This window comes from Enterobacter sp. T1-1 (genome assembly GCF_000710795.1).
Classification (GTDB): domain Bacteria; phylum Pseudomonadota; class Gammaproteobacteria; order Enterobacterales; family Enterobacteriaceae; genus Enterobacter; species Enterobacter cloacae.
Map to the genome: position 1 here is coordinate 1 of NZ_JALW01000028.1, position 25,027 is coordinate 25,027.

Consider the following 25,027-nt stretch of genomic DNA (forward strand, 5'->3'; position numbering starts at 1 on the left):
CCGGATATCCGGGGTTATTTTTTAGCGCGGCACACGTAAGCCGTGTTCAATCCCGCGACTAAAGACCACCTGCCAGAGCTGAATATCACGCGCGCGGAACGCACCTGCGCAGGCATTCAGATAATAGCTGAACATCCGTTTAAATCGTTCAGAATAGTTGTCTGCAATATCAGGCCACGCTTGCTGGAAACGTTCATGCCACGCCATAAGCGTGGTGTCGTAATCCGCGCCAAAGTTATGCCAGTCTTCCATAATGAAGTGGCTTTCGCTGGCGTTGGCAATCTGGCGAACGGAAGGCAAACAGCCATTCGGAAAGATGTATTTATTGATCCACGGGTCAACGTTATTGTCCGTGCGCTTAGAGCCTATGGTGTGCAGCAGGAAGATGCCGTCGGGTTTTAAATTACGATCCACCACCTCAAAATAGGTGTCGTAATTTTTCGGCCCCACGTGCTCAAACATGCCCACGGAAACAATGCGATCAAACTGCTCGTTGAGGTCGCGGTAATCCTGCAGACGGATATCAACGTCGAGACCCTGGCAGCGCTCCCGGGCCATTTTTTGCTGTTCGGCTGAAATGGTTACGCCGACCACGCTGACGCCGTAGTGCTTCGCCATAAAATACGCCAGACCGCCCCAGCCGCAGCCGATATCCAGCACACGCATGCCGGGCTGCAGCTGCAGTTTTTCGCTAATCAGACGCAGTTTATCCTGCTGGGCTTCTTCGAGGGTTGTCGCCTTTTTCCAGTAGGCGCAGGAGTATTGCATGAAGGGATCCAGCATGCGGCTGAACAAATCGTTACCGAGGTCGTAGTGCTCTTTGCCCACGATCCACGCCCGCTTTTTGCTTTGCAGATTGAACAAACGGGCGGAGGCGACGCGCAACGTATCTTTTATATTTCGGGGGAGCTGGTTCTCCAGACCGGCGCGCAACACGCTGGCAAAGAAAATATCCAGCCGCTCGCAATCCCACCAGCCATCCATATAGCTTTCGCCCAGCCCTAACGATCCCTCGCGCAGCACGCGTTTAAAAAAATCGGGATGTTTGACCTGCGGATCGGAGGGTGAAGATCCGTTGATAGTGATGCCTGCACGACCTAACAGTTCACTGACGATCCGGGACCAGTTATCGTCCGGAACGCTGACTTCTTCTATACACGATGAACTCATAGCTTCTCCATCACCTTACTGTGATCAGAACCTTCAAACAGCGTAGACGCTTTTTATGGTTTGTGAGAAATCTCACGGTAAATACCGCGAGGCTAGTATCCGACGTAGAACAGAGGAAGGGAGATAACCCTTGCCGAAATGCCTTCCATGGTAAAACGGGAGCACTCCGGCTCCCGTTAACACTTAATATTTATCGTATTTAATCGAACCAAATTTAGTATAGGCCTCAAAATTTGGTGATTCAATAGAAAATTCTTAGCAACCTAATCACTGAAATGTTACATATTTTCCCCAGTGATTACGCGTGCGACGTCTCCGCCTGAGCATGGTTCTCAAGCTCGCGCTGTGCGGCGGATTGCATGCGATAACCCATTACTGCCAGCGCAACGGTGATCAGCATCACGCTGGTGGTAGTTAACAGCGGGGTAGCAATCAGCGCTGACACCACCAGGCTTGCCAGGAAGCACAGGCCGAGTTGCAGGGTATTTTGCAGCGCCGCGGCGCGTCCTGTCGCCTGCGGGAAAGGACGTAACGCCTGTGCGACCACGATAGGGTAAATGGCACCGTTAGCCACCGCCATCACGCAGAACGGAATCAAAATCTCCGCCAGACCGACGCCTGGAATAAACCCAACGGCCCAGGTGGCGCCCACGCTCAAGGCAAACAGCGCCAGCAGCCAGGGCAGCATCTGCTGGCCTTCCCATTTCTGCAGCGCCGCACGGCAACCATATCCCCCCAGCAGGAAGGCGATGGTCTGTGGGACATAGCTCAGGCCAATGGCGGCCGGGCTGTATCCCATATCGTGCAGAATAAACGGCGAGCCGGTGAGCCAGGCGAAGAAGCTCGCCGAGCAGGCGGCATAGACCAGGACGTTACCACGATACGCTTTGGCGCTCAGCAGGGAGAGGAACGTGATCGGTTTAGCGTCAGCATGCGCCTCTTTTTTATGCGCGGGCTTGAGGGCAAACGCCGGCAGCATCAGTACCAGGGTGATGGCAAATAGCGTGGCAAAAATGGCCTGCCAGTCGAAGTGCGCGAGGATCCAGCTGCCCAGCAGGGGAGCGAGGGCGGGTGACAGGCCAACCAGCGGCATAATGGTGGCGAAAATGCGGTTGGTACGGTTGGCCGGGTAGTAGTCGGTCACGAGAGCCTGCCAGGTTACCGCCGCGGCACAGACGCCGACGGCCTGCACAAAGCGCAGCACCAGCAGCCAGGTCGCATCGCGTACCCATAACATTCCCAGACAGCCTGCGGCAAAAATGGCCAGGCCCAGTAACAGCACCGGTTTACGTCCGAAGCGATCGGAGAGTGGGCCCCAGAGCAGCTGTGCGATGGCAAAACCGGCAAGGAACAAACTCAGGCTGGCGCTGATGGCCGCGGCTGGCGTTTGCAGATCTTCCTGCATCGCCGCAAACGCGGGCAGGTACATATCGGTGGCCAAAAAGCCCAGCACGCTCAAACCGCCGAGCCAGACTAAAAATCCATTCCTGGGTTGCATTGTTTTATTCTCCTTGAGGAGGCAGGTAGACACTGGCGCAGAGTGTAGGGAGTGCAAAGCGGGTTGTGAAACGCTAATATTTGGCGGTTGCATTCAAATTTTTTGCAGGCAGAAAATGTGGTCAGATTATTCTCTTGAAGTGGTGGATGCTGTCGCGCGTAACGGCAGCTTTAGCGGTGCGGCACAGGAGTTGCACCGCGTCCCTTCGGCTATCAGCTACACGGTGCGGCAGCTTGAAGAGTGGCTGGCGGTTCCGCTGTTCGAACGGCGGCATCGCGATGTGGAATTAACGCCTGCTGGCGCGTGGTTTTTGAAAGAAGGGCGTTCTGTTATCAAAAAAATGCAGATCACCCGCGAACAGTGCCAGCAGATCGCCAACGGCTGGCGCGGACATCTTTCCATCGCCGTGGACAATATCGTTAAGCCGGAGCGTACCCGGCAGATGATCGTGGATTTCTATCGCCATTTTTCAGACGTTGAACTTCGTGTCTCGCAGGAGGTATTCAACGGGGTCTGGGACGCGCTGGCGGACGGCAGGGCAGAAATGGCGATTGGCGCAACCCAGGCGATCCCCGTCGGAGGGCGCTATGCGTTTCGCGATATGGGCATGTTGAGCTGGAAATGCGTCGTGGCACACGATCATCCGCTGGCTGCCCTGGAGGGACCGCTGAGTGACGACACGCTGCGCAACTGGCCGTCGCTGGTGCTGGAGGATACCTCGCGCTCGTTGCCAAAACGTATTACCTGGCTTCTTGATAACCAGCGGCGGGTGGTAGCGCCGGACTGGGAATCCTCCGCGACCTGCCTCAGCGCCGGGCTGTGCGTCGCGATGGTTCCCGTCCATTTCGCTAAGCCGAGAATCGATACCGGTGAATGGGTCGAGCTGACGCTGGAGAATCCGTTCCCGGATGCGGCCTGCTGCCTGACGTGGCAACAAAATGATGTGTCGCCCGCCATGGCATGGCTACTGGATTATCTGGGAGACAGCGAAACGCTTAACCGGGAATGGCTACGGGAGCCAGCTTAGCTGGCTCCACACGAGATTAACGACGGTAGTCGCGGAATGGACCATCCGCAACGGAACGGCGCTCGATAAGGCGCGGGTGAACTTCAATGGACTGCGACTCTTCACGTTTGTTGACGATCCTGTCCATCAGCATATTGAAGGCCGTTTCACCGAGGGAGTCCTTCGGCTGGTGGATGGTGGTCAGCGCAGGCGTGAAGAAGCGCGCGTTGCGCACGTTGTCATAGCCGATCACGGAAATATCCTGCGGCACGCGCAGGCCCAGCTCATCGGCTGCACACAGAGCCCCCATCGCCATGATGTCCCCGCCGCAGAACACCGCCGTTGGACGATGCGGCTGAGAAACGATCTGCTGCATGGCGCGGTAGCCAGACTCCGGCTCAAAGTCGCCCTGCACGATCCAGTTTTCCGGCACGGTGATCAGCGCTTCTTCCATCGCCTTCATAAACCCGGCCAGACGGCCAGCACCGGTGTTGCGCTCGAGCGGCCCCGGGATCACGCCAATTTCACGGTGACCGCGTTCAATCAGATAGCGGCCCGCCATATAACCGCCTTCGAAGGCGTTATCGATGACGGAGTCGGTAAAGTCGGCGCGCGCTTCGCCCCAGTCCATCACCACCATTGGGATATGACGATACTCTTCCAGCATGGAAAGGACAGATTCCGGGTATTCGGAACACATCACCAGAAGGCCATCCACGCGTTTTTGCGCCATCATCGACAGATAGGCGCGCTGTTTTTCAATATTGTTCCACGCGTTGCCGAGGATAAGGGTATAGCCTTTCTGGAAGCAGTTTTTCTCAACCGCTTCGATGATTTCGGCAAAATAGGCCGCTTCACTGCTGGTCGCCAGCAAACCAATGGATTTGGTGTGATTAACTTTAAGGCTACGCGCAACGGCACTCGGCGAGTAGTGCAGCTCTTTGATTGCCGCCCAGACGGCGTTGCGCGTCTCTTCCGCTACGAAGCGGGTTTTGTTAATTACATGTGATACGGTTGTAGTGGAAACGTTTGCGCGTTTTGCTACGTCTTTAATTGTTGCCATTAAATGTCACTCCAGACCATATCCTAAACTCCTGAAAACCTTGAAGGTAAACGTTTGCCTTCTCTCACCCTTATCACGCAATCTTGAATTGCGGCACGCCAGGAAAACGACACGGGACGTCAGGAGGGGGTCAATGGCCGGTACGCTAATAAATTTAGCGTGGAATTTTGTCCTATCTTGATGAAAAGGGGAAGAGCTAAAGTGGTTATCCGTTTAAATCCTGGAAGATTTTTGACGTAAATTGTGTAAAAATGAGCAAGCTCACTTTTCGTGGGGGGATTAAAAGGAGAAAAATTGATGAGTTCCGATCTGAAGTTTTCGCTGTTCACCACCGTTATTGTGCTGGCGCTGATTGTTGCTGCAGGTCTGACGGCTGCACTGCACTGATTTACGCGGAGGGGGCGTTCGCTCTCTCCCGCTCGTCCTGATTGTTACATCTCCGGCAAAAATCTTTTGCCAATTTGTTAACTTCTCATTTTTTGTGATTGATGTCATGCTTTCGGCTTCTTTGTTCTGTGTCACCACATGACACGGCATCCGGAGTTGACGCATGAAAATCAATTTTCCCCTGCTGGCCCTGGCGATTGGCGCTTTTGGGATTGGCACCACTGAATTTTCCCCTATGGGACTCTTACCGGTTATCGCCCGCGGTGTGGACGTCTCTATCCCTGCAGCCGGGATGTTAATCAGCGCCTATGCCATTGGTGTGATGGTAGGGGCACCGCTGATGACGCTGTTGCTTTCCCACCGAGCGCGCCGCAATGCGCTGATTTTCCTGATGGCTATCTTTACCCTTGGCAACGTGCTCTCCGCCATTTCGCCTGATTACACCACGCTGATGCTGTCACGTATCCTGACAAGCCTTAACCACGGCGCTTTCTTTGGGTTGGGGTCGGTGGTGGCGGCAAGCGTGGTGCCCAAACACAAGCAGGCGAGTGCCGTGGCAACCATGTTTATGGGCCTGACCATCGCCAACATTGGCGGCGTTCCTGCGGCCACCTGGCTGGGTGAGGTCATTGGCTGGCGTATGTCGTTCCTCGCAACCGCCGTACTGGGCGTTGTCGCGATGGTGGCGTTGTTCTTCTCTCTGCCGAAAGGCAGCGCTGGTGAGCGTCCTGAAGTTCGTAAAGAGCTGTCGGTACTGATGCGCCCGCAGGTGCTCTCGGCGCTGCTCACCACCGTGCTGGGTGCCGGGGCGATGTTTACCCTTTACACCTATATTTCGCCGGTGCTGCATGACATCACTCACGCGACGCCGATCTTTATCACCGCGATGCTGGTGCTGATTGGCGTGGGCTTCTCGATGGGTAACTATCTGGGTGGGAAATTTGCTGACCGCTCCGTAAGCGGAACGCTGAAGGGTTTTCTGACCCTGCTGATTGTCATCATGATTGCCATTCCCTGGCTGGCGCGTAATGAGTTTGGCGCGGCCATTGCGATGGTCGTCTGGGGTGCGGCCACCTTTGCCGTGGTTCCGCCGCTGCAGATGCGCGTAATGCGTGTCGCGCATGAGGCGCCGGGTCTTTCATCGTCGGTGAATATTGGCGCGTTCAATCTGGGCAATGCGCTCGGTGCCGCAGCGGGCGGTGCTGTGATTTCGGGTGGTCTGGGATACAGCTTTGTGCCGGTGATGGGGGCCATTATTGCCGCGCTTGGCCTGCTGTTAGTGATGATGTCGGGTCGTAAACAGCCTGAAGCGGCCTGTGCTGCCGAATAAAAAAACGCAGAAGGGGAAACCCTTCTGCGTCTCTCTTACGCGGCGAAGTTCTTCGCCACAAAGTCCCAGTTAACCAGTGCCCAGAAGTGCTCCAGGTAGTTAGGACGCGCGTTACGGTAATCAATGTAGTACGCGTGTTCCCAGACATCCACGGTCATCAGCGGTGTCGCGCTGGTGGTCAGTGGTGTACCCGCGTTAGACGTGGAGACGATAGCCAGTTTGCCATCGGCCTCTTTTACCAGCCATGTCCAGCCAGAACCGAAGTTTTTGATTGCGGCATCGGTAAATTTCGCTTTGAACTCCGCAAAGCTGCCAAAGGCGGCGTTAATCGCAGCAGCCAGTTCACCGGTCGGCTCGCCGCCAGCATTTGGTGCCAGGCAGTGCCAGTAGAAGGTGTGGTTCCACACCTGAGCAGCGTTGTTGAATACGCCACCGTCTGAACTGCGGACGATCTCTTCCAGCGTTTTGCCTTCAAAATCGGTGCCCTTGATCAGGTTGTTCAGGTTGGTGACATAGGTCTGGTGATGTTTGCCGTAATGATATTCCAGGGTTTCCGCAGAAATGTGCGGTGCCAGGGCGTCTTTTGCATACGGTAGTGCAGGTAATTCGAACGACATTGCTTCTCTCCTTATTGTATTTTGCGTTGCCAATAACCACACAGACAACAAGGACAGGATAGCAAATTGAAAGGGTATGCAAAAGAGGAACTTACCCTGCCGTAGTGACGGCAGGGCAGGGTTTAGCGGATGGTTTTCGGCGTCATGACGCGGCGTGCGCCGACGTAGTGACGCACCCAGTAGTCTTCGCTAAGCGAGGTGATCTGAATGTCCTGACCGCTTCGTGGGGACTGAATAAACTTCCCGTTACCCACATACACGCCGACGTGATCAGCCGTACCGCGACCCTGGGTGCGGAAGAAGACCAGATCGCCATTTTGCAGCTCGCCACGGTTAACGGGGGCGGCGTCGCGCAGGTGGTACATTTCATTGGCGGTACGCGGAATGCGGAATTTCACCAGATCTTTATAGGCGTAATACACCAGCCCGCTGCAGTCAAAACCGGTGCGGGGAGAGGTGCCACCCCAGCGATACGGTTTGCCAATTTGCCCCATCAGCTTATTCATCGCCGTTTTTTGCGCTTTCTGTACCCGAACCTTATGCGCGTCGGCAATTTTTGTCACTTTCGTGCATTTGGCTTTATGCCCTTTGCGCGTGGTGCATTTTTCCGTTACGAGGTTGGCAGCAGTTTTTGAGGCTTTACGTTTCGATGCGAGGGCAGTGCGGGAAGATGTTGATTTCGATTTGCTGGAGGCGGTCTTTTTCGTTTGAGCGGTTGTTTTTTTCTTTTCGTTCTTACTGGTAGTCTTTTTTTTACGTTCTGTGGTTTTTGCCAGATGCGTTTTTTGCACAGCAGAGTGCCGCGCCTGTTGAGAGGCGTTTGCCGCTGGCGTGAAAGAGAGTGATGTAAACAGTAAAGCACAGAGCGTGATCGAGATTTTATTTATCCGCGCCACTGGGCAGTCCCCTGATAAATGCAGGTCATCAATAATACCCGCGTGTGATTTACAAAGCCCGTCGATTCTAATCCATAAAAACCCGAGAAGTTAATAGCATTTTTCAATCTAAAAACCTGTTTCGTTAGCAAGTGCAAAAAAATTCATCGATTTGTCGCACAATTGTTCACGCCCTAAGCAAAACCCTGCCTGTCGCAGGGTTAAGCACCATTTACAATGCAACTTTTCGCCACTCGCGATAAAATAGCTATACGTGACAAAAATGTTATTTTCCGATGCCAGTCTGAACCGCTACAATGTCAGACTAATGCCGTAACAGAAGTTAAAGGAAGCAAGACATGAGCACCACTATTGAAAAAATCCAGCGCCAGATCGCTGAAAACCCAATTCTGCTGTATATGAAAGGTTCTCCGAAGCTGCCAAGCTGTGGCTTCTCCGCGCAAGCGGTTCAGGCGCTGTCTGCCTGTGGTGAACGTTTTGCTTACGTTGATATCCTGCAAAACCCGGACATCCGCGCTGAGCTGCCAAAATACGCGAACTGGCCGACGTTCCCGCAGCTGTGGGTCGACGGTGAACTGGTTGGCGGTTGCGATATCCTGATTGAAATGTATCAGCGCGGCGAACTGCAGCAGCTGATCAAAGAGACGGCGGCGAAGTACAAAACCGAAGAGCCGGACGCAGAGTAATTTTCTGCGCAAATAAAAAAGCGACCTTAAGAGGTCGCTTTTTTTTATTCTTCGCTGTCGCCCATCGCCAGCGGCCAGCCGCCCAGACGCTTCCAGCGGTTGACTATTTCACAGAACAGCTCTGCGGTGCGCTCCGTATCATACAGCGCGGAGTGCGCCTGCGTGCCGTCAAACTCAATCCCGGCCGTAATACAGGCTTTTGACAAGACCGTTTGTCCCAGTGCCAGGCCACTCAGTGCGGCGGTGTCAAAGGTCACAAACGGGTGGAAGGGGTTACGCTTAAGAGAGGCTCGCTCGGCGGCGGCCATCGTAAAGCTGTGATCGAACGTGGCGTTATGCGCCACCATAATGGCACGGCTGCAGTTGCTCTCTTTCATGCCTTTACGCACCATTTTGAAAATGGCGTGCAGCGCGTCATATTCGCTCACCGCACCGCGCAGCGGGTTATGCGGATCGATGCCATTAAACGCCAGCGCCTCTGGCTGCAGGTTTGCGCCTTCAAAGGGCTCAACGTGGAAATGCAGCGTGGTGTCCGGTGTAAGCCAGCCCTCTTCATCCATCTTCAGCGTGATGGCGGCAATTTCAAGCAGCGCATCGGTTTTAGCGTTAAATCCGGCTGTTTCGACATCAATGACAACAGGATAAAAACCACGAAAACGGTCGCACAGACCGGTAAGTTGAGCGTTATCGGACATCAGGGTCTCTTACAAGGGGAAAAAAGCAGAGCGCATTATGGCAAATTTTGGCGTGGGATGCAGTAAAACAACGGGCGCATAGTGCGCCCTGAGGGATCAGTTGCCCAGACCGCGACCGGCGTCTTTGGCTTCAATCAGCTCGATTTTATAACCGTCTGGATCTTCAACAAACGCAATCACGGTGGTGCCGCCTTTTACCGGGCCCGCTTCACGCGTGACGTTGCCACCGTTGCTGCGAATGCGTTCACAGGCTTCTGCCGCGTTGTCCACTTCCAGCGCGATGTGGCCATACGCCGTGCCCAGCTCATAGCTGTCGACGCCCCAGTTATAGGTCAGCTCGATAACCGCTTCATCCGTTTCCGGGCCGTAACCCACGAATGCCAGCGAGTATTTGTATTCCGGGTTTTCGCTGGTGCGCAGCAGCTTCATACCCAGTACGTTAGTGTAGAAATCGATGGAACGTTGCAGATCGCCAACGCGCAGCATGGTGTGAAGTAGGCGCATAATTTCCTCATTAACCAATGGAGTAGAGTATCTTTTTGAACAGAAACGATGTTTTAGTATAGCGGCGAAAGACCGCCGCTATCAATGCACAACGGAGAGATTACAGCGTAGGGTAGTCGGTATAGCCTTCCGCGCCGCCGCCGTAGAAGCTTTCCGGGCGCTGTGGGTTCAGCGCTGCTTTCTGCTGCAGACGGGCAACCAGGTCCGGGTTGGCAATGTAATCACGACCAAAGGCCACGGCGTCGATCAACCCTTTATTAATCAGATCTTCGGCTTTCTCCGGCGTATAGGCCCCCGCACCGATGATCACCCCGTGGAAACGCTCGCGCACTTTCTGGCGGAAGGCCTCAGAGTAAGGCTGACCACCGGCCCAGTCCGGCTCGGACATGTGCAGATACGCGATACCGCGTTTCGCCAGTTCTTCAATCAGATACAGCGCGTCCGCTTCTTCGTTCGGACCGTTGTCGACGTTCTGGAACGTACCGATTGGGGAGACGCGAATACCAATACGGTCCGGGCTCCACTCCTGACAAACGGCATCAACCACTTCCAGCACCAGACGGGCGCGGTTTTCGACGCTGCCGCCGTACTGGTCGGTGCGGTGGTTGGACGACGGTGAAAGGAACTGGTGCAGGAGGTAACCGTGCGCGGAGTGCAGTTCAACCAGATCAAAACCGGCTTCGCGGGCGTTAGCTACGGCCTGACGGAAATCGTTCACGATACCCGGGATCTCATCCAGCTCAAGGGCGCGTGGCGTTGAGGTGTCGACGCGGATCGCGTTACCGTTTTCATCGCGCAGGGAAGTGCGGGTATTCGCATTCAGGGCTGACGCGGAAACCGGTGCCTGACCGCCAGGCTGAATGCTGCTGTGAGAGATACGACCGGTGTGCCACAGCTGAACCGCAATGCGACCCTCTTCGGCGTGAACGCCAGCGGTGATTTTCTTCCAGGCGGCAATCTGCTCCGGGCTGTGCAGGCCTGGTGCGCCGGCATATCCCTTCGCCTGTGCGGAAATCTGCGTGGCTTCAGTGATGATGAGGCCAGAGCTGGCGCGCTGACGATAGTATTCACCCATCAGTGGGGTTGGGATATCACCCGGCTCAATGCTGCGCAGACGGGTGAGTGGGGCCATAAACACGCGGTTTGGTGCGGTGACGGCGCCCACTTTCAGTGGGGTGAAAAGTTTTTCAGCTGACATAACGACTCCTGAGTAGACCAGTCGACTAGCAATTAAGTAAATAAAAACGCCTGCTACACGCCAGGCGCAGTAATGCTGCTATTAACGTGTGCCAGTGCGCTTTCCAGCGGCACGGCACTGCGGGAAATTTTGGCCTGCAGGTTCGCCCCTAACCAGAGCGAATATAAAACCTGCGCCTGGGTTAACGCCTCACCGGCGAAGGCCAGCGTTTTTTCACGGCGGCCATTCTCAAGCGCCTGCGCCAGCAGGGCGATCACGCCGCTGGCACCTTTATCCATTGCCGCACGCATATCTTCGGAGAGATCGCACACTTCTGCAGAGAGTTTTACCGTCAGGCAACCGCTGATAATGCCCTGCTGACAGAACTGGTTCAGCGTTTCCTGATAGTAGTTGAGAACACGATCCCGATAGTTTCCTTCACCACTGGCGAAATGGGTAGCCAGGCGTTGATGGTAGCTGGCATAGTGCCGCTCCAGCATCGCCACGCCAAACGCCTCTTTGGATCGGAAGTAGTGATAAAACGACCCCTTTGGCACTTCAGCGGTTTTAAGTAACTCGCTTAACCCCATACCGGTAAACCCGCGATGCATGCAAAGCCGCTCGCCGGTCGCCAGTAAATGTTCGCGTGTATCGTGTTCAGTATTTCTGCTCATGGCCAAACTCTAATAGACCGTTCGGTCTATTGCAAGGGCGTTTACTGACGACATGCGTTCAGAATATCCAGTTGCTGCTGATAAACCGTTGATTTCACATCCATCATACCCAGTACGGTAGAGAACAGATTATCCTGCGAAACCGCATTTTTTGCTGCGTAGTCGCGCAGGCACTGCGCGTTGATACCAAAGTTTTTCGCGTAGTCCGGTGATAACCAGAACATGAACGGAATGTGCGTTTGTTGCTCTGGCGCCAGCATGTATGGCGTGCCGTGCAGATAAATTCCGCTTTCGCCCAGCGATTCGCCGTGGTCGGAAAGGTAAATCAGCGCGGTGTTCATATTTGCCTGACGAGCCTTCAGCGCATCGATGGTTTTGCTGACCACGCTGTCGGTATACAGAATGGTGTTGTCATAGGTATTCATCAGCGCCTGGTGATCGCAATCCTGAATCTCATTGGTGTCGCAGGTTGGGGTGAATTTGCGGAAATTGTCCGGGTAACGGTGATAGTAAGCCGGGCCGTGGCTGCCCATCAGGTGGATAACCAGTACGGTGTCCTGTTTCAGGCCGTCCAGCACGTTGTCGAGACGGTAGAAGTTCACATCATCAATACAGGACTTGTCTTTGCAGAACTGATCCAGGTTCCACTGGGTCATATCGCTATGGGGTACGCGGTCGCAGGCACCTTTACAGCCGCCGTCATTGTCGCGCCACAGCAGGTTGATTCCCGCGTGTTTGAGCACATCGAGCAACCCTTCCTGGTGATGCGCCAGGTCGGCATCGTATTTGCTGCGCGTCATCCCGGAGAACATGCAGGGAACGGAAACGGCCGTTTCGGTACCGCATGACGTGGCCTGCGGGAAGTTGATGACATCCTGTTTTTTCAGTTCCGGGTTCGTTTCACGGCCATAACCATTCAGCGAGTAGTTCGCGGCACGTGAGGCCTCACCGACAACCAGCACCAGAACCGTTTTCTTGTTCTGTCCTGCAATCAGCGGGCCTTTATGCGCATCTTCACCTATACGCACCAGCGTTTGGTCACCTTCGAACCAGCGCATTTTGCTGTATTTCATCATGGCGCTGACGTAGTTAGCAGGGGTGACCATCTTGACGATGCTCTTATTGTTGCGAAACAGCGACGCATAATCTTTATAAAACACGGCGGCGACGAGGATGATCACCAGCAGGGCGCCAAGCATGGCGGCAACGCGCATCAGCAGCGCATACCACCATTTTCCGGTCTGAATACGCGTCATCGCCAACACCACGGAAGGAACCAGTCCTGCTATGACAATCCACAGAATCATCTGCGGCGTGACCAGCGCTGTGGCTTCCTGGGAGTTGGTTTCGAACACGTTAACAATCATGTTCTGATCGATAACCGCGCCATAGGTATACATAAAGTACGTTGCCGCGGCACAGCCGACGGTTAAGACGATCAGCAGCGGCTTACGGATAAAGGGGATATTGAGCAGGCTGAAGACAATCACCCAGCCGCAGAACAGCACCAGCGGCACGGACGCGGCAAAAAGGATATCGTGAAGCCTTGCCGGGGCAATAATGGCCCAGCTACGTTGAATAAACAGTGCGTTTATCAGCGTAAAGAAAAGCGCACAACCCAGAGTGAATTTTATATCGTTACACTGTAACTTCTTCGTTAACCACATCGAAAAGAAACCTGTCATCATATTGATGAGGCGAGTATAGAGAGGGAAGATTAGTGAAACCTTAATGCCACAAAACTGTGGTAAAGCCCTTGCACGTGGGGCGTTTAACGTCTTCACTGTAGGTGAGTGTCGGTATTCGGAGGTGAACGTGGCAGAGCAGCTGGAGTTTTTCCCCATCCAGAGCCCGTGCCGGGGGATTTGTCAGGTGGATGAACGCGGTTATTGCCGTGGGTGTATGCGTACCCGCGACGAGCGGTTTAACTGGCAAAATTTCAGCGACACGCAAAAGCAGGAGGTGCTTCGCCTCTGCCGCCAGCGGTTTCTGCGCAAAATACGTGCAAACAAGCCCGGTGAAACCGAAGAACCCCAGCAACCTTCACTGTTTTAACACGCTTATTGCGTATACTCATGACATCACTTCCTTGAGGAAAATGTTATGGTTCAGCGTATTACCCTTGCCCCCCAGGGGCCAGAATTCTCCCGCTTTGTGATGGGTTACTGGCGCCTGATGGACTGGAATATGTCCCCCCTGCAGCTGGCGAGCTTCATTGAGGAGCACCTCGATTTAGGGATCACCACCGTCGATCATGCTGACATTTATGGCGGCTATGCGTGTGAAGCGGCGTTCGGAGAAGCCCTCAAGCTGGTTCCGGCGCTGCGTGAGCGGATGGAAATTGTCACCAAATGCGGTATTGCCACGACGGCAAAACCTGAACATACCCTTGGTCATTACATTACCGATAGCGCACATATCATCAAAAGCGCCGAGCAGTCGCTGGTGAACCTGGCGACGGATCATATCGACCTGCTGCTGATCCACCGTCCCGACCCGTTAATGGATGCCGATGAGGTCGCCGAAGCCTTCCTGACGCTGCATCAAAGCGGCAAAGTGCGTCATTTTGGCGTCTCAAACTTTACCCCGGCGCAGTTTGCGCTGCTGCAGTCTCGTCTGCCCTTTACCCTGGCCACCAACCAGGTGGAAATCTCCCCGGTGCATCAGCCATTGTTGCTGGATGGTACGCTCGATCAGCTGCAACAGCTGCGCATCCGTCCTATGGCGTGGTCTTGCCTTGGTGGCGGTCGTCTGTTCAATGACGATGAATTCCAGCCGCTGCGCAATGAGCTGGAAACCATTGCCCGTGAACTGAACGCTGAGAACATCGAACAGGTGGTTTACGCGTGGATCCTGCGTCTGCCGTCGAAACCGCTACCAATCATTGGTTCCGGTAAAATTGAACGCGTCCGTTCTGCCCTGGCGGCTGAAGAGCTGCAGATGAGCCGTCAGCAGTGGTTCCGCATCCGCAAAGCTGCGCTCGGTTACGACGTTCCGTAAACCGGTAAAAATGTGACTTTCCGGTGAAATCTTTGCCTCTGGTATACACTTAAGAGGCAAAAAATAACCAGCGGAGGTCATATGAAGCGTTTTGCTCTGGCACTGGTCACGCTGGTTGTTTGCGCAGGGGCGCAGGCAGCCAGCGATGAAGTAGAAATGAATCTCGTCACCTCGCAGGGCGTAGGTCAGTCCATCGGCACAGTGAAAATCACTGAAACCGACAAAGGACTGGAATTTGCGCCCGATCTCAAGGCCCTGCCTCCCGGCGAACATGGTTTTCATGTTCATGCTAAGGGGAGTTGTCAGCCCGCGTTAAAAGAGGGTAAACCCTCGGCAGCAGAGGCGGCAGGCGGCCACCTTGACCCACAACATTCCGGTAAGCATGAGGGCCCGAACGGAATGGGCCATCTGGGCGATCTGCCCGTGCTGGTGGTAAATAATGACGGCAAAGCCACGGATCCGGTTGTTGCGCCACGCCTCAAAAAGCTGGATGAGGTCAAAGGCAAGGCGCTAATGATCCATGTCGGCGGCGACAATATGTCCGATCAGCCGAAACCGCTTGGCGGTGGTGGGGCACGCTATGCCTGCGGGGTGATCTGATCCCCAATCGTCCCCGGCGGTGGCGCTTGTTCCAGCTGCGAGAGGGAACAGTGCAGCCGCCAGATTATCGACGCTAAATCACGCGCGGCGGGCTGATGGTGGTGAGCAAGACTGTCGCAGATCCGCTGCAGTTCAGTCAGCGTCGCTTCCAGCGGGCGTTGCTGAACGCCGCGTTCACTCATCACATCGCGTAGCAGAGAGATGCACACGTCGCGCACCTGCGACAGCGGATCGGAGCGTGTCTCCCATGCGCGAAGTTGCCAGACCACGTGGGAACAGTTCAGCAGGACCACTCCCCAGCGCAGCAGCCAGCGGCGGGAAAGCGAGTCCTGGCTGTTATTGAGCTGGCTGACATGGTGGTACACCAGGGATTCATACTCACTTTCACGCAGATGCGGTTTACGGCTGAGCTGATCGACAAACCCCCGACGAAGCTCGCGGATATGGCGTCGACTTTTACGCGCGTCTGAGCCGGGGCGTAATACGGCAAAAGCCAGCCACGCCAGACCCACGCCCAGGATTTTTGCCAGATTGTCATTGAGAAAATCGGCGTAATCATAAACCGGCGGGTTTGTGACTGAGATAAACGAGCCCATAAAGACAATCAACTGACCCCAGAGCCCCGCCAGTTTGGGCATTTGCAGCTTCAGAAGCTGCATCGTGGTTAACAGCGGAAACAGAAACAGCAGGAACTGCCACAGGTCGCTTATCTGCACCATCAGGCCGAACTTGACCACAAAGCTGAACAGCGATAACAACACCAGCGTGCGCAGCAGCAGCGTAAGCGAGTTGAACGGCGAGGCGGCGACGGAGTAGAGCACGCAACTGATGGCGGCCAGCGTGAGCGCGGCGGAGCCAGATTCCCACTGCGTGGTGATGCTCCATGCCCCCACCAGCGTCAGGGCGCAAAAGGTTCGAAAACCGCTCCACAGCGCTTCCAGATAGTCGGTGTGCCGCGCCAGCGCCGGGCTACTGGGAACGGCGAATTCCGTTATCGGCGTGGCATTTTCAACGGCCTTGATCCAGCGACTGCTGCGCAGATACAGGCGGCAAAAGTAGTTCAGACGCTGCCAGAAGGCGCGGTGGCGATAATCGTACTCATCTTTCGGCGCAAGCGGGGCGATAATGCGGGCCACCGTGTAGATGTCGGCATCCGGGCGGGCAAGGGCTGCGAGCAGCATTTCAATGATGGCGCGGGTGTTTTCCGGTGGCGTTGACCAGTTGAGCAACATCCGGCGCAGACTGGAGATCGCACTGGTCATCCGTAGCTGCTGGTGAAGCAGGTAGTTCAGCAGGGTATTCTGGCGGCGAAAACGATAATGGCTCCAGAAGGCCTGAATGCGTAACAGATTCATGGTCAGGATCTGACCAATCACCTTTTCATGCGCCAGGCGAATCTCATCGTTAGTATCCGGCTGCCAGAGCAGGCTCGCATGTTCCAGCAAGCGGGTATGCATGGTCTTCAGCGCCGTGATAAGCGCGGTGCCGTCGGAGGTGCTGGGCAGAATCATCATCATAAACCCGCCGCTCAGAATACCGACGATGACTTCGCAGACGCGCGCCTGGGCGATATCCCATAACTCGGTGGTATCGAGAACGTTAACGACCGGAAAGGCAATAATCGCCGCGGTATAGCCCGCCAGCTGGAAGGCGTAGGCGACGTTATTAGTAAAGTGGGCGCAGGCCCAGGTACAGCATCCCAGCCATGCCGCCATGCTCAGTAAAAAAAGCCACGGATCGTTCAGGGTATGGCCTGCAATGATCAGCGCCGCAGTGGCACCGAGCAGGCTGCCCGCGATGCGCCCAAGGCTTTTACTGATCACTCCGCCAACGGTCGGGAAGCTCACGACCGCCGCGGAGGTCATGGCCCAGTAAGGCTCGTCAAGGTTCAGATAGTAGGCGACGGTCAGCGCAAGGCACATGGCAATGCCGTTGCGCAGGGCGTAGCGCCACTGAGGGCGCGTTGCTTTCATCCACGGCAGATTTCGCCAGGATAAGGCATTCATCAGGGTGTTCCGATCGAGACAGTACAGGTTGTGCCGGAGACCAGCGTTAACCCCTGCGGTAAGCGGTCAAATTCAACCCGAACCGGCACGCGCTGGGCCAGGCGCACCCAGGGGACATTAGGTTTGATGTCGGGAACCAGGCCTGAATCGGTTTCAACGCTCTGATCGTAAATGGCACGGCCAATGCTGGAAACGTGACCCTGTAACCTTTGCGAGCCGCTATAAAGCGTTATTGTGGCAGGGGCACCTTCCCGAATATGGCGAAGTTTGGTCTCTTCAAAATAGCCCACGACGTAAAACGAGTGGCTGTCGACCAGCGCGAAAATCGGTTGGCCGGTGGTGGCATAATTACCCACGCGGGCAGAGAGGTTCGTCACCCAGCCATCGACAGGGGCCTGTACCACGGTTTGCGTCAGTTCCCATTGCGCCTGTTTGAGCGTTGCCTCTGCCACATTGACGTTGGCCTGCATCGCCTTGACGTTGATGTTGGCGGTGTCCAGGTCTTCGGCAGAGATATAGTTTTGTGATAAATGCCGACGACGCGTGGCTTCGTTGTTCGCTTTCGCCAGCTCAGTCTGGGCCTTAGCCAGCTGCGCCTGGGCGTTTAGGATCGCGATATGGTAAGGGGTGTCGTCAATGCGGAATAAAACATCTCCCTTTTTAACGAACTGGTTATCCTTAACCAGAAGCGCCGTGATACTGCCAGATACCTGCGGGGTGATACTCACCTGCTCAGCGCGAATTTTACCGTCGCGTGTCCAGGGTGACTGCATATAAAAATTCCACAGCCACCAGCCGGCAACCAGGGCCAGAGCCAGGACAAAGAGGGTGGAAAAGTACTTCAGCGTTTTCAGGGGCATAATCACCACACAATCAGCACAGCAAGGCCAAGAGACACGGAGAGGGCGAACAGGGAGAGATCCATCAGCATGGGGTGCCAGATCTCGCCAGAATACATCCAGTCGCGGAGCAGACGATGCGCGACAAGCCAGATCACAAAGCCCACCAGAACGGCTTTAAACAGGGGAGGAAAGTAGACTGATGCACCGAAGATCAGGTCCTGAAGGGGCAGCCCCTCTGAGCGATGAAAAAACGTCACGAGCAGAGATCCTTTGCAGTGAACAGAATGCCGGGATGGCTTGTCTTAATGAGATGGAACATCACTTTTCAGTGTAAGTCATACTTTTAAATTTGATGAATGTCGTAATGCATTTGTTTTGGCAATACAAATGCTGCACACTATTCTAAAATCAGTATAATAACTTAGCAAGCTAATTATAAGGAGATGAAATTGGAATCGCCATTAGGTTCTGATCTGGCAAGGTTGGTACGCGTCTGGCGTGCTCTGATTGACCATCGCCTGAAACCTCTGGAATTGACACAGACGCATTGGGTCACGCTGCACAACATTCATCAGCTGCCGCCCGACCAGTCACAAATTCAACTGGCAAAGGCGATTGGTATTGAGCAGCCGTCGCTGGTGCGTACGCTTGACCAACTGGAAGAGAAGGGGCTGATCTCCCGACAAACCTGTGCCAGCGACCGTCGCGCCAAGCGAATTAAACTCACTGAGAAAGCGGCTCCCATTATCACTGAAATGGAAGCAGTGATTACCAAAACCCGCGGTGAGATCCTGTCCGGGGTTTCCCCTGCGGAGCTTGAAATGCTCATCAGTCTGATTGGACGCCTTGAGCAGAACATTCACGACCTGCAGGCACGCGACGCCTGACCTTATCAGGCCTTGCATTCGCAAGGCCTTTTATCATCTGAAGACGATCACCCGGTTGCGACCCGTCTCTTTCGCCTCATACATCGCTTTATCAGCCTTTTCCACACACTCTTCAGCTGTCGTCTCCACGGACGTTGCCGTAAAGACGCCCATGCTGATGGTAATGGGCTCCGGAAGCTGTCCCCCGCTGCTGGTCTTATCAAAGCTGCTCAGCTTCAGGCGGATGCGTTCCGCCACCTGGTACGCGGCTGCTGAAGGGGTGTTGGTTAACATCAACACAAATTCCTCACCGCCAATACGTGCGGCAATATCCTGAGGCCGTACGGAATCCATCAGCAGATGCGCCACAAACTGCAACACTTTGTCGCCCTGCAGATGGCCGTAGCAGTCGTTGATGCGCTTGAAGCGGTCGAGATCGCTGACGATAACCGAAACCGGACGGCTGGCTTTACAGGCACCGAGTGCCTGGTTTAGCGAGTCGTAAAAATAGCTGCGATTGTAGAGGCGGGTCAGAGGATCGCGAATTGAGTTTTGATACGACTGTTGATATTTCAAATGCGAGTCGCGATAGAGTCTAAAGACATCATAAAGCAGAACAAAAATAATCAATAACGTCGCAACAGTTTCAAATAAGCGCGCTCGATACCAGGAAATATCCTCCGCGTGTCCGCCTGCTAATAGCATCGCGAGCGTCACGATATAACAGACACATAAAAAATTACCGCCCACCCAAAAAATATTGCGTACGCGGGTAATAACCATTAGCGTTGCTAATGTCACCACCCAAAGAATAATCAAGACGATATTGATTGCATGGCTCCAGAGAACCATAAATTGATGGGTTTCATTATCCACCAGGTCTAACGACATTAATGATGAGTGGCTGGAGCTAAGCCAGGCCAACAGCACCATGCCCACCATAAACAGAAATGTACCGGCAACAATGGCGATATGCGCCGCACGTGAAAGCGGATTATCCCTGACGATATATAGCAGGGCCGACGCAATCATCAGTACCGCCATTAACAGATGGCGGTACATAAAGAAGATCATCGTATCGTTATAGTCCACGACGTTGAGCTGGTAGAGATCAAGCCAGGCCGGGAAACTGGTAAGCGTACCCACCATCAGCATGGCTGAACCGGCAAAGGCGAAAGCGATAGCAATCAGGTACAACCGTCTTCTGTCACACCAGTATTTCATGGCCATAAAGCAGGCAATAAACAGATGGAATACCAGTAAAAAAATGGTGAGTGTAGGGAATAAAAGCGGTGAGAAAGAGGGAACCCATTCGACCAGTTTTAAAAATAAAATTTGTAATATTCCAATGACGACAATGCACCCTAAACAGAATGGAATATAGGGTTTTTTCACGTACCGGGAGATCGCAAGCATAAGTATGTTTCAACGAAAATAATAAATAAAAAAGTTAATTGAGATTAGCCTAATGCAAAAGAGAGGGGAATACTTTGCGCAGGAACAAGATACGGCGTGGTTAATTATTCATTGCCTGAATAAATTTTGTAAAACTATTTATTATAATGATGCTATTTGTAAAAGGATGCGGCCTGGCAGCCACATCCTTTTTATGAATTAACGCGGAGAAACGGTAACCTGGCTACCGTTGCTTGCCAGCACGACGCGCTGACCTGCAGAGAAGCGGGTGCTGCCCTGTTTCTGCACAACCATAATGGTGCTGCCGTCGTCTTTACGGATTTCCAGCTCTACGCCCTGGGTTTTATTCATCGCACCCTGAACGCCCTGGCCTGCTACGCCACCCGCAACGGCACCTGCCGCAGTCGCCAGAGAACGGCCTGTACCACCGCCTACGGTGTTACCCAGGAAGCCACCCAGAACCGCACCGCCGATGGCACCCATGACGTTGTTCTCGTCACCACCCTGAATTTGAACAGGACGTGCGTTAACAATCGTACCGTAAGTCACGTTCTGAACCTGTTTCGCTTCAGAAGCGCTATAAACGTCGCCAGAAAGTGAACTGTCATTCACACAGCCAGCCAGAGTTAAACCAATCAGCGAAACGCCCAGTACACGTAAAATCATTTGAATCTCCTGTTCACCAAAAACGCCCAATCCGGGCATCCGTTATGGCTAAATTATATGGCATAAAGGGCCATCGTTCATATCTTTGCACTAACAATCGGAAAATTGTACTTGAATTTGACTTAACGAGAGATAAACAAAATTTCGACGCGTTACCTCACTGAGAGTGTTAAAAAATATTATCGCCTGATGGCAAAGCGGGGCTGTTTATGGTTGAGTGGTTATCCTTAGCCCACGCAACGTAAGGAAAGCGCATGAAATCGGGTCGCTATATTGGTGTGATGTCTGGCACCAGTCTGGATGGGGTAGATGTCGTTCTGGCCGCCATAGACGAAAACATGGTGGCACAACAGGCAAGTCTGACCTGGCCTATCCCTGTTTCGCTGAAAGAGGAGATCCTGAGCATCTGCCAGGGGCAACAGCTGACGCTTTCGCAGCTTGGACAGCTTGATGTCAGGCTGGGGGCGCTGTTTGCCGATGCGGTGCTGGCGCTGATGCATAAAGAGAATCTCCGGCCGCAGGATGTGGTCGCGATTGGCTGTCACGGGCAGACCGTCTGGCACGAACCCACTGGCGATGCGCCGCATACCCTGCAAATTGGCGATAATAATCAGATTGTGGCAAAAACGGGCGTCACGGTCGTGGGTGATTTCCGGCGTCGCGACATCGCGCTGGGCGGGCAAGGTGCGCCGCTGGTGCCGGCCTTCCACCAGGCGTTGCTGGGGCACCCGTCAGAGCGCCGTATGGTGCTTAACATTGGCGGTATTGCCAACCTGTCGATGCTGATCCCGGGCCAGCCGGTACGGGGATATGATACTGGCCCGGGTAACATGCTTATGGATGCCTGGATCTGGCGTCAGTGCGGTAAACCGTATGATAAAGACGCCGAGTGGGCGAGTGAAGGCAAAGTCATTATCCCGCTGCTGCAGTCCATGCTTAGCGATCCCTGGTTTGCCCTGCCGGCACCAAAAAGCACGGGACGCGAGTATTTTAACTATGGCTGGCTTGAACGTCAGCTGGCTCGGTTCCCGGCGCTGGCACCGCAGGATGTTCAGGCGACGCTGGCCGAGCTCACGGCGGTCTCCATATCAGAACAGGTACTTTTGAGCGGTGGCTGCGAACGTCTGCTGGTCTGCGGGGGCGGAAGCCGCAACCCGCTGGTGATGGCGCGCCTTGCCGGCTTGTTGCCGGGCACCGAAGTGACAACCACCGATGAAGCCGGCATCAGCGGAGACGACATGGAAGCGCTGGCCTTCGCCTGGCTTGCCTGGCGCACCGTTGCCGGGCTGCCGGGGAATTTGCCCTCAGTCACCGGCGCACGCGAAGCCAGCGTTCTCGGTGCCATTTTCCCGGCCAATCCCCGTCATAATCAGAGTTAACTGAAATTCAGCGCAGCGCGTCGCCGGTAAAATAAAAGGGAACAGGAGGGCCCATTAGCCCTCCAGGACCAGGATAGTCTTCGGAATACGCTCATGAAAAAACTTCTTCTTATTGCTGTACCTGTCTTGCTGTCAGGCTGCAGCGTCTATAACCAGCTCGTTGAGCGCATGCAGACCGACACGCTGGAATATCGCTGTGATGAAAAGCCGCTGACCGTCAAGCTTAATAATCCCCGCCAGGAAGCCAGCTTTGTCTATGACAATAAATTGCTGACGCTCAAGCAGGGGATCTCCGCCTCCGGCGCGCGCTACAGCGACGGTATTTACGTCTTCTGGTCGAAAGGTGACAGCGCCACCGTCTACAAACGCGACCGCATCGTGCTGAACAATTGCCAGCTCGAAAATCCGAAGCGTTGAGATTTTCACAGGGGCGGCGCACAATAGCGCCACCCAATCTCAACGTCACCTAATGCCATGTCTGATAACGACGAACTGCAGCAAATAGCGCATCTGCGCCGTGAATACACCAAAGGCGGCCTGCGTCGCCAGGATCTTCCCGCTGAACCTCTGGTGCTTTTTGAACGCTGGCTGAAACAGGCCTGTGAAGCAAAACTGGCCGACCCAACGGCCATGGTGGTTGCCACGGTGGATGAAAATGGTCAACCGTATCAACGTATCGTGCTGCTTAAGCATTATGACGAGAAAGGGCTGGTGTTTTACACCAACCTGGGCAGCCGCAAAGCGCACCATTTAGAGAACAATCCCCGAATCAGTCTCCTGTTCCCCTGGCATATGCTGGAACGCCAGGTCATGGTCACAGGCAAAGCGGAGCGCCTTTCCACACTGGAAGTGGTGAAGTACTTCCACAGCCGCCCGCGTGACAGCCAGATTGGCGCCTGGGTCTCAAAACAGTCCAGCCGAATTTCTGCCCGCGGCGTGCTGGAAAGCAAATTCCTTGAACTGAAGCAGAAATTCCAGCAGGGCGAAATTCCACTGCCCAGCTTCTGGGGCGGTTTCCGCATCCCGATTGAGCAGATTGAGTTCTGGCAGGGGGGCGAACATCGCCTGCACGACCGCTTTTTATACCAGCGCGACAACGGCGGCTGGAAAATCGACAGGCTGGCACCGTAATCCCCGAAATTTGTTGATTTAAGCGCTAGCGCACGCCGCGCTTGCGCTTTATTCTATGGTCCTTTCGCATCAGGCGAAAAGTCGTGTACCGGCAAAGGTGCAGTCGTTTATACATGGAGAATTTGATGGCAAGCAGTAACTTGATTAAACAATTGCAAGAGCGGGGCCTCGTGGCCCAGGTGACGGACGAGGAAGCGTTAGCAGAGCGACTGGCGCAAGGCCCGATCGCGCTCTATTGCGGCTTTGATCCCACCGCTGACAGCTTGCATTTGGGGCATCTTGTTCCATTGTTATGCCTGAAACGCTTCCAGATGGCAGGCCATAAGCCTGTGGCCCTGGTGGGCGGCGCGACCGGTCTGATCGGCGACCCAAGCTTTAAAGCCGCTGAGCGTAAACTGAACACCGAAGACACCGTGCAGGAGTGGGTGGATAAGATCCGCAAACAGGTTGCACCGTTCCTCGACTTCAACTGTGGTGATAACGCCGCGATTGCCGCCAATAACTACGACTGGTTTGGCAGCATGAACGTGCTGACCTTCCTGCGTGACATCGGCAAGCACTTCTCTGTTAACCAGATGATTAACAAAGAAGCGGTGAAACAGCGCCTGAACCGTGACGATCAAGGTATCTCCTTTACTGAATTCTCTTATAACCTGCTACAGGGCTACGACTTCGCCTGTCTGAACAAACTGCACGGCGTTTGCCTGCAGATTGGCGGTTCTGACCAGTGGGGTAACATTACTTCCGGTATCGATCTGACCCGTCGCCTGCATCAAAACCAGGTGTTTGGTCTGACCGTGCCGCTGATCACCAAAGCCGACGGGACTAAATTCGGTAAAACCGAAGGCGGTGCGGTATGGCTCGATCCGAAGAAAACCAGCCCGTACAAATTCTATCAATTCTGGATCAACACCGCGGACGCCGATGTTTACCGCTTCCTGAAGTTCTTCACCTTCATGGACATTGAAACCATCAACGCCCTGGAAGAAGAAGATAAAAACAGCGGTAAAGCACCACGCGCGCAGTATGTGCTGGCGGATGAAGTGACCAAACTGGTTCACGGTGAAGAAGGTCTGGCCGCGGCGAAACGCATTACCGCAAGTCTGTTCAACGGTACGCTGAGCGATTTGAGCGAAGCTGACTTCGAGCAGCTGGCGCAGGATGGCGTACCGATGGTTGAGATGGAGAAAGGGGCTGACCTGATGCAGGCGCTGGTGGACTCTGAGCTGCAGCCGTCTCGTGGGCAGGCGCGTAAAACCATTGCGTCTAACGCCATCACCATCAACGGTGAAAAACAGGCTGACCCGGAATACACCTTCGCCGACAGCGATCGCCTGTATGGCCGCTACACGCTGCTGCGTCGCGGTAAGAAAAATTACTGTCTGGTCTGCTGGAAATAAATAAAAGTCTCCAGGGGC

At 54.4% G+C, this 25,027-nt stretch carries 27 protein-coding genes; 12 read left to right on the forward strand and 15 right to left on the reverse strand.

Annotation, left to right across the window (positions count from 1 at the left end):
- Nucleotides 1-21: 21 nt before the first annotated feature.
- Nucleotides 22-1,170, reverse strand: a complete 1,149-nt coding sequence (gene cfa, locus AK59_RS0111025; RefSeq protein WP_029882768.1) for a cyclopropane fatty acyl phospholipid synthase — start codon at nucleotides 1,168-1,170, stop codon at nucleotides 22-24.
- Nucleotides 1,171-1,468: 298 nt separating this feature from the next.
- Nucleotides 1,469-2,668: a purine nucleoside transporter PunC gene (gene punC / locus AK59_RS0111030; protein ID WP_029882769.1), complete on the reverse strand. Its 1,200-nt coding sequence runs from the start codon at nucleotides 2,666-2,668 to the stop codon at nucleotides 1,469-1,471.
- 115 nt (nucleotides 2,669-2,783) lie between these two features.
- On the opposite strand from punC, the gene punR reads away from it, so the two are divergent.
- Nucleotides 2,784-3,695, forward strand: a complete 912-nt coding sequence (punR, locus tag AK59_RS0111035) for a DNA-binding transcriptional activator PunR (protein WP_013096930.1) — start codon at nucleotides 2,784-2,786, stop codon at nucleotides 3,693-3,695.
- 16 nt (nucleotides 3,696-3,711) lie between these two features.
- Here punR and purR read toward each other — a convergent pair whose 3' ends face one another.
- Nucleotides 3,712-4,737 (reverse strand): HTH-type transcriptional repressor PurR, encoded by a 1,026-nt coding sequence (purR, locus tag AK59_RS0111040; RefSeq protein WP_013096929.1) that lies wholly within the window; start codon nucleotides 4,735-4,737, stop codon nucleotides 3,712-3,714.
- Nucleotides 4,738-5,034: 297 nt separating this feature from the next.
- On the opposite strand from purR, the gene cydH reads away from it, so the two are divergent.
- Both cydH and AK59_RS0111050 read left to right on the forward strand, forming a co-directional pair.
- Nucleotides 5,035-5,124 (forward strand): cytochrome bd-I oxidase subunit CydH, encoded by a 90-nt coding sequence (cydH, locus tag AK59_RS1000000124960; RefSeq protein ID WP_020688313.1) that lies wholly within the window; start codon nucleotides 5,035-5,037, stop codon nucleotides 5,122-5,124.
- Nucleotides 5,125-5,287: 163 nt separating this feature from the next.
- A complete protein-coding gene (locus AK59_RS0111050) occupies nucleotides 5,288-6,454 on the forward strand; it encodes an MFS transporter (RefSeq protein WP_029882770.1) in 1,167 nt (388 codons plus the stop codon).
- Nucleotides 6,455-6,489: 35 nt separating this feature from the next.
- Here AK59_RS0111050 and sodB read toward each other — a convergent pair whose 3' ends face one another.
- Nucleotides 6,490-7,071 carry a superoxide dismutase [Fe] gene (gene sodB / locus AK59_RS0111055; protein WP_029882771.1) on the reverse strand — a complete coding sequence of 194 codons (582 nt, stop codon included), beginning with the start codon at nucleotides 7,069-7,071 and terminating at the stop codon, nucleotides 6,490-6,492.
- A 122-nt stretch (nucleotides 7,072-7,193) separates the two neighbouring features.
- Nucleotides 7,194-7,967, reverse strand: a complete 774-nt coding sequence (locus AK59_RS0111060; RefSeq protein WP_029882772.1) for a C40 family peptidase — start codon at nucleotides 7,965-7,967, stop codon at nucleotides 7,194-7,196.
- Between the two features lie 338 nt (nucleotides 7,968-8,305).
- Between AK59_RS0111060 and grxD the strand changes: the two genes are divergently transcribed.
- Nucleotides 8,306-8,653: a monothiol glutaredoxin 4 gene (grxD, locus tag AK59_RS0111065; protein ID WP_003832760.1), complete on the forward strand. Its 348-nt coding sequence runs from the start codon at nucleotides 8,306-8,308 to the stop codon at nucleotides 8,651-8,653.
- Between the two features lie 44 nt (nucleotides 8,654-8,697).
- On the opposite strand, the gene rnt is transcribed toward grxD, so the two are convergent.
- The 5 genes from rnt to eptA form a co-directional block, all read right to left on the reverse strand.
- Nucleotides 8,698-9,348, reverse strand: coding sequence for a ribonuclease T (gene rnt, locus AK59_RS0111070; RefSeq protein WP_013096924.1), 651 nt, complete (start codon nucleotides 9,346-9,348; stop codon nucleotides 8,698-8,700).
- A gap of 96 nt (nucleotides 9,349-9,444) precedes the next feature.
- Nucleotides 9,445-9,852 (reverse strand): lactoylglutathione lyase, encoded by a 408-nt coding sequence (gloA, locus tag AK59_RS0111075; RefSeq protein ID WP_013096923.1) that lies wholly within the window; start codon nucleotides 9,850-9,852, stop codon nucleotides 9,445-9,447.
- A 100-nt stretch (nucleotides 9,853-9,952) separates the two neighbouring features.
- On the reverse strand, nucleotides 9,953-11,050 hold the full coding sequence (locus AK59_RS0111080; RefSeq protein WP_029882773.1) for an alkene reductase: 1,098 nt from the start codon (nucleotides 11,048-11,050) through the stop codon (nucleotides 9,953-9,955).
- A gap of 53 nt (nucleotides 11,051-11,103) precedes the next feature.
- Nucleotides 11,104-11,703 carry a TetR/AcrR family transcriptional regulator gene (locus AK59_RS0111085; RefSeq protein WP_028028082.1) on the reverse strand — a complete coding sequence of 200 codons (600 nt, stop codon included), beginning with the start codon at nucleotides 11,701-11,703 and terminating at the stop codon, nucleotides 11,104-11,106.
- Between the two features lie 41 nt (nucleotides 11,704-11,744).
- Nucleotides 11,745-13,370 (reverse strand): phosphoethanolamine transferase EptA, encoded by a 1,626-nt coding sequence (gene eptA / locus AK59_RS0111090; protein ID WP_029882774.1) that lies wholly within the window; start codon nucleotides 13,368-13,370, stop codon nucleotides 11,745-11,747.
- 148 nt (nucleotides 13,371-13,518) lie between these two features.
- On the opposite strand from eptA, the gene AK59_RS0111095 reads away from it, so the two are divergent.
- The 3 genes from AK59_RS0111095 to sodC all read left to right on the forward strand — a co-directional run bounded on the left by AK59_RS0111095 (nucleotide 13,519) and on the right by sodC (nucleotide 15,303).
- Nucleotides 13,519-13,758, forward strand: a complete 240-nt coding sequence (locus AK59_RS0111095) for a DUF1289 domain-containing protein (RefSeq protein ID WP_013096919.1) — start codon at nucleotides 13,519-13,521, stop codon at nucleotides 13,756-13,758.
- A 48-nt stretch (nucleotides 13,759-13,806) separates the two neighbouring features.
- Entirely contained in the window at nucleotides 13,807-14,703 is an 897-nt protein-coding gene (locus AK59_RS0111100) for an aldo/keto reductase (RefSeq protein ID WP_020688306.1), read from the forward strand.
- 81 nt (nucleotides 14,704-14,784) lie between these two features.
- Nucleotides 14,785-15,303: a superoxide dismutase [Cu-Zn] SodC gene (gene sodC, locus AK59_RS0111105; protein ID WP_013096917.1), complete on the forward strand. Its 519-nt coding sequence runs from the start codon at nucleotides 14,785-14,787 to the stop codon at nucleotides 15,301-15,303.
- Here sodC and AK59_RS0111110 read toward each other — a convergent pair.
- From AK59_RS0111110 to AK59_RS0111120, 3 genes are read right to left on the reverse strand one after another with little or no spacing between them, the layout of a single operon-like run.
- Nucleotides 15,282-17,309: an FUSC family protein gene (locus AK59_RS0111110; RefSeq protein WP_029882775.1), complete on the reverse strand. Its 2,028-nt coding sequence runs from the start codon at nucleotides 17,307-17,309 to the stop codon at nucleotides 15,282-15,284. The genes sodC and AK59_RS0111110 overlap by 22 nt on opposite strands.
- Nucleotides 17,309-18,169, reverse strand: coding sequence for an efflux RND transporter periplasmic adaptor subunit (locus AK59_RS0111115; protein ID WP_013096915.1), 861 nt, complete (start codon nucleotides 18,167-18,169; stop codon nucleotides 17,309-17,311). The genes AK59_RS0111110 and AK59_RS0111115 overlap by 1 nt, the downstream gene beginning before the upstream one ends.
- Nucleotides 18,170-18,171: 2 nt before the next feature.
- A complete protein-coding gene (locus AK59_RS0111120) occupies nucleotides 18,172-18,408 on the reverse strand; it encodes a DUF1656 domain-containing protein (protein ID WP_013096914.1) in 237 nt (78 codons plus the stop codon).
- A 186-nt stretch (nucleotides 18,409-18,594) separates the two neighbouring features.
- On the opposite strand from AK59_RS0111120, the gene slyA reads away from it, so the two are divergent.
- Nucleotides 18,595-19,038, forward strand: a complete 444-nt coding sequence (slyA, locus tag AK59_RS0111125) for a transcriptional regulator SlyA (protein WP_020688303.1) — start codon at nucleotides 18,595-18,597, stop codon at nucleotides 19,036-19,038.
- 33 nt (nucleotides 19,039-19,071) lie between these two features.
- Here the strand turns inward: slyA and AK59_RS0111130 are convergent, their stop codons facing one another.
- Nucleotides 19,072-20,433 carry a sensor domain-containing diguanylate cyclase gene (locus tag AK59_RS0111130; RefSeq protein WP_029882776.1) on the reverse strand — a complete coding sequence of 454 codons (1,362 nt, stop codon included), beginning with the start codon at nucleotides 20,431-20,433 and terminating at the stop codon, nucleotides 19,072-19,074.
- A 198-nt stretch (nucleotides 20,434-20,631) separates the two neighbouring features.
- The gene (gene slyB, locus AK59_RS0111135; RefSeq protein WP_013096912.1) at nucleotides 20,632-21,099 is read right to left on the reverse strand and encodes an outer membrane lipoprotein SlyB; all 468 of its coding nucleotides are present in this window, start codon (nucleotides 21,097-21,099) and stop codon (nucleotides 20,632-20,634) included.
- Between the two features lie 254 nt (nucleotides 21,100-21,353).
- Between slyB and anmK the strand changes: the two genes are divergently transcribed.
- The 4 genes from anmK (at nucleotide 21,354) to tyrS (ending at nucleotide 25,009) form a co-directional block, all read left to right on the forward strand.
- Nucleotides 21,354-22,478, forward strand: a complete 1,125-nt coding sequence (anmK, locus tag AK59_RS0111140; protein ID WP_029882777.1) for an anhydro-N-acetylmuramic acid kinase — start codon at nucleotides 21,354-21,356, stop codon at nucleotides 22,476-22,478.
- Between the two features lie 93 nt (nucleotides 22,479-22,571).
- On the forward strand, nucleotides 22,572-22,895 hold the full coding sequence (gene mliC, locus AK59_RS0111145; RefSeq protein ID WP_013096910.1) for a C-type lysozyme inhibitor: 324 nt from the start codon (nucleotides 22,572-22,574) through the stop codon (nucleotides 22,893-22,895).
- Between the two features lie 57 nt (nucleotides 22,896-22,952).
- Nucleotides 22,953-23,609 (forward strand): pyridoxamine 5'-phosphate oxidase, encoded by a 657-nt coding sequence (gene pdxH / locus AK59_RS0111150; RefSeq protein ID WP_013096909.1) that lies wholly within the window; start codon nucleotides 22,953-22,955, stop codon nucleotides 23,607-23,609.
- A gap of 125 nt (nucleotides 23,610-23,734) precedes the next feature.
- Entirely contained in the window at nucleotides 23,735-25,009 is a 1,275-nt protein-coding gene (gene tyrS, locus AK59_RS0111155; RefSeq protein WP_014831636.1) for a tyrosine--tRNA ligase, read from the forward strand.
- Nucleotides 25,010-25,027 lie beyond the last annotated feature (18 nt).

Bases quoted from the DNA above. Each gene is read 5' to 3' on its own strand.
- anmK (WP_029882777.1), top strand. From the start codon at position 21,354: ATGAAATCGGGTCGCTATATTGGTGTGATGTCTGGCACCAGTCTGGAT.
- grxD (WP_003832760.1), top strand. From the start codon at position 8,306: ATGAGCACCACTATTGAAAAAATCCAGCGCCAGATCGCTGAAAACCCA.
- sodC (WP_013096917.1), top strand. From the start codon at position 14,785: ATGAAGCGTTTTGCTCTGGCACTGGTCACGCTGGTTGTTTGCGCAGGG.
- cfa (WP_029882768.1), bottom strand. From the start codon at position 1,170: ATGAGTTCATCGTGTATAGAAGAAGTCAGCGTTCCGGACGATAACTGG.
- gloA (WP_013096923.1), bottom strand. From the start codon at position 9,852: ATGCGCCTACTTCACACCATGCTGCGCGTTGGCGATCTGCAACGTTCC.
- AK59_RS0111050 (WP_029882770.1), top strand. From the start codon at position 5,288: ATGAAAATCAATTTTCCCCTGCTGGCCCTGGCGATTGGCGCTTTTGGG.
- slyA (WP_020688303.1), top strand. From the start codon at position 18,595: ATGAAATTGGAATCGCCATTAGGTTCTGATCTGGCAAGGTTGGTACGC.
- mliC (WP_013096910.1), top strand. From the start codon at position 22,572: ATGAAAAAACTTCTTCTTATTGCTGTACCTGTCTTGCTGTCAGGCTGC.
- AK59_RS0111130 (WP_029882776.1), bottom strand. From the start codon at position 20,433: ATGCTTGCGATCTCCCGGTACGTGAAAAAACCCTATATTCCATTCTGT.
- pdxH (WP_013096909.1), top strand. From the start codon at position 22,953: ATGTCTGATAACGACGAACTGCAGCAAATAGCGCATCTGCGCCGTGAA.
- AK59_RS0111115 (WP_013096915.1), bottom strand. From the start codon at position 18,169: ATGCCCCTGAAAACGCTGAAGTACTTTTCCACCCTCTTTGTCCTGGCT.
- rnt (WP_013096924.1), bottom strand. From the start codon at position 9,348: ATGTCCGATAACGCTCAACTTACCGGTCTGTGCGACCGTTTTCGTGGT.
- sodB (WP_029882771.1), bottom strand. From the start codon at position 7,071: ATGTCGTTCGAATTACCTGCACTACCGTATGCAAAAGACGCCCTGGCA.
- slyB (WP_013096912.1), bottom strand. From the start codon at position 21,099: ATGATTTTACGTGTACTGGGCGTTTCGCTGATTGGTTTAACTCTGGCT.
- AK59_RS0111110 (WP_029882775.1), bottom strand. From the start codon at position 17,309: ATGAATGCCTTATCCTGGCGAAATCTGCCGTGGATGAAAGCAACGCGC.
- AK59_RS0111085 (WP_028028082.1), bottom strand. From the start codon at position 11,703: ATGAGCAGAAATACTGAACACGATACACGCGAACATTTACTGGCGACC.
- AK59_RS0111100 (WP_020688306.1), top strand. From the start codon at position 13,807: ATGGTTCAGCGTATTACCCTTGCCCCCCAGGGGCCAGAATTCTCCCGC.
- eptA (WP_029882774.1), bottom strand. From the start codon at position 13,370: ATGTGGTTAACGAAGAAGTTACAGTGTAACGATATAAAATTCACTCTG.
- AK59_RS0111080 (WP_029882773.1), bottom strand. From the start codon at position 11,050: ATGTCAGCTGAAAAACTTTTCACCCCACTGAAAGTGGGCGCCGTCACC.
- punR (WP_013096930.1), top strand. From the start codon at position 2,784: ATGTGGTCAGATTATTCTCTTGAAGTGGTGGATGCTGTCGCGCGTAAC.
- tyrS (WP_014831636.1), top strand. From the start codon at position 23,735: ATGGCAAGCAGTAACTTGATTAAACAATTGCAAGAGCGGGGCCTCGTG.
- punC (WP_029882769.1), bottom strand. From the start codon at position 2,668: ATGCAACCCAGGAATGGATTTTTAGTCTGGCTCGGCGGTTTGAGCGTG.
- cydH (WP_020688313.1), top strand. From the start codon at position 5,035: ATGAGTTCCGATCTGAAGTTTTCGCTGTTCACCACCGTTATTGTGCTG.
- purR (WP_013096929.1), bottom strand. From the start codon at position 4,737: ATGGCAACAATTAAAGACGTAGCAAAACGCGCAAACGTTTCCACTACA.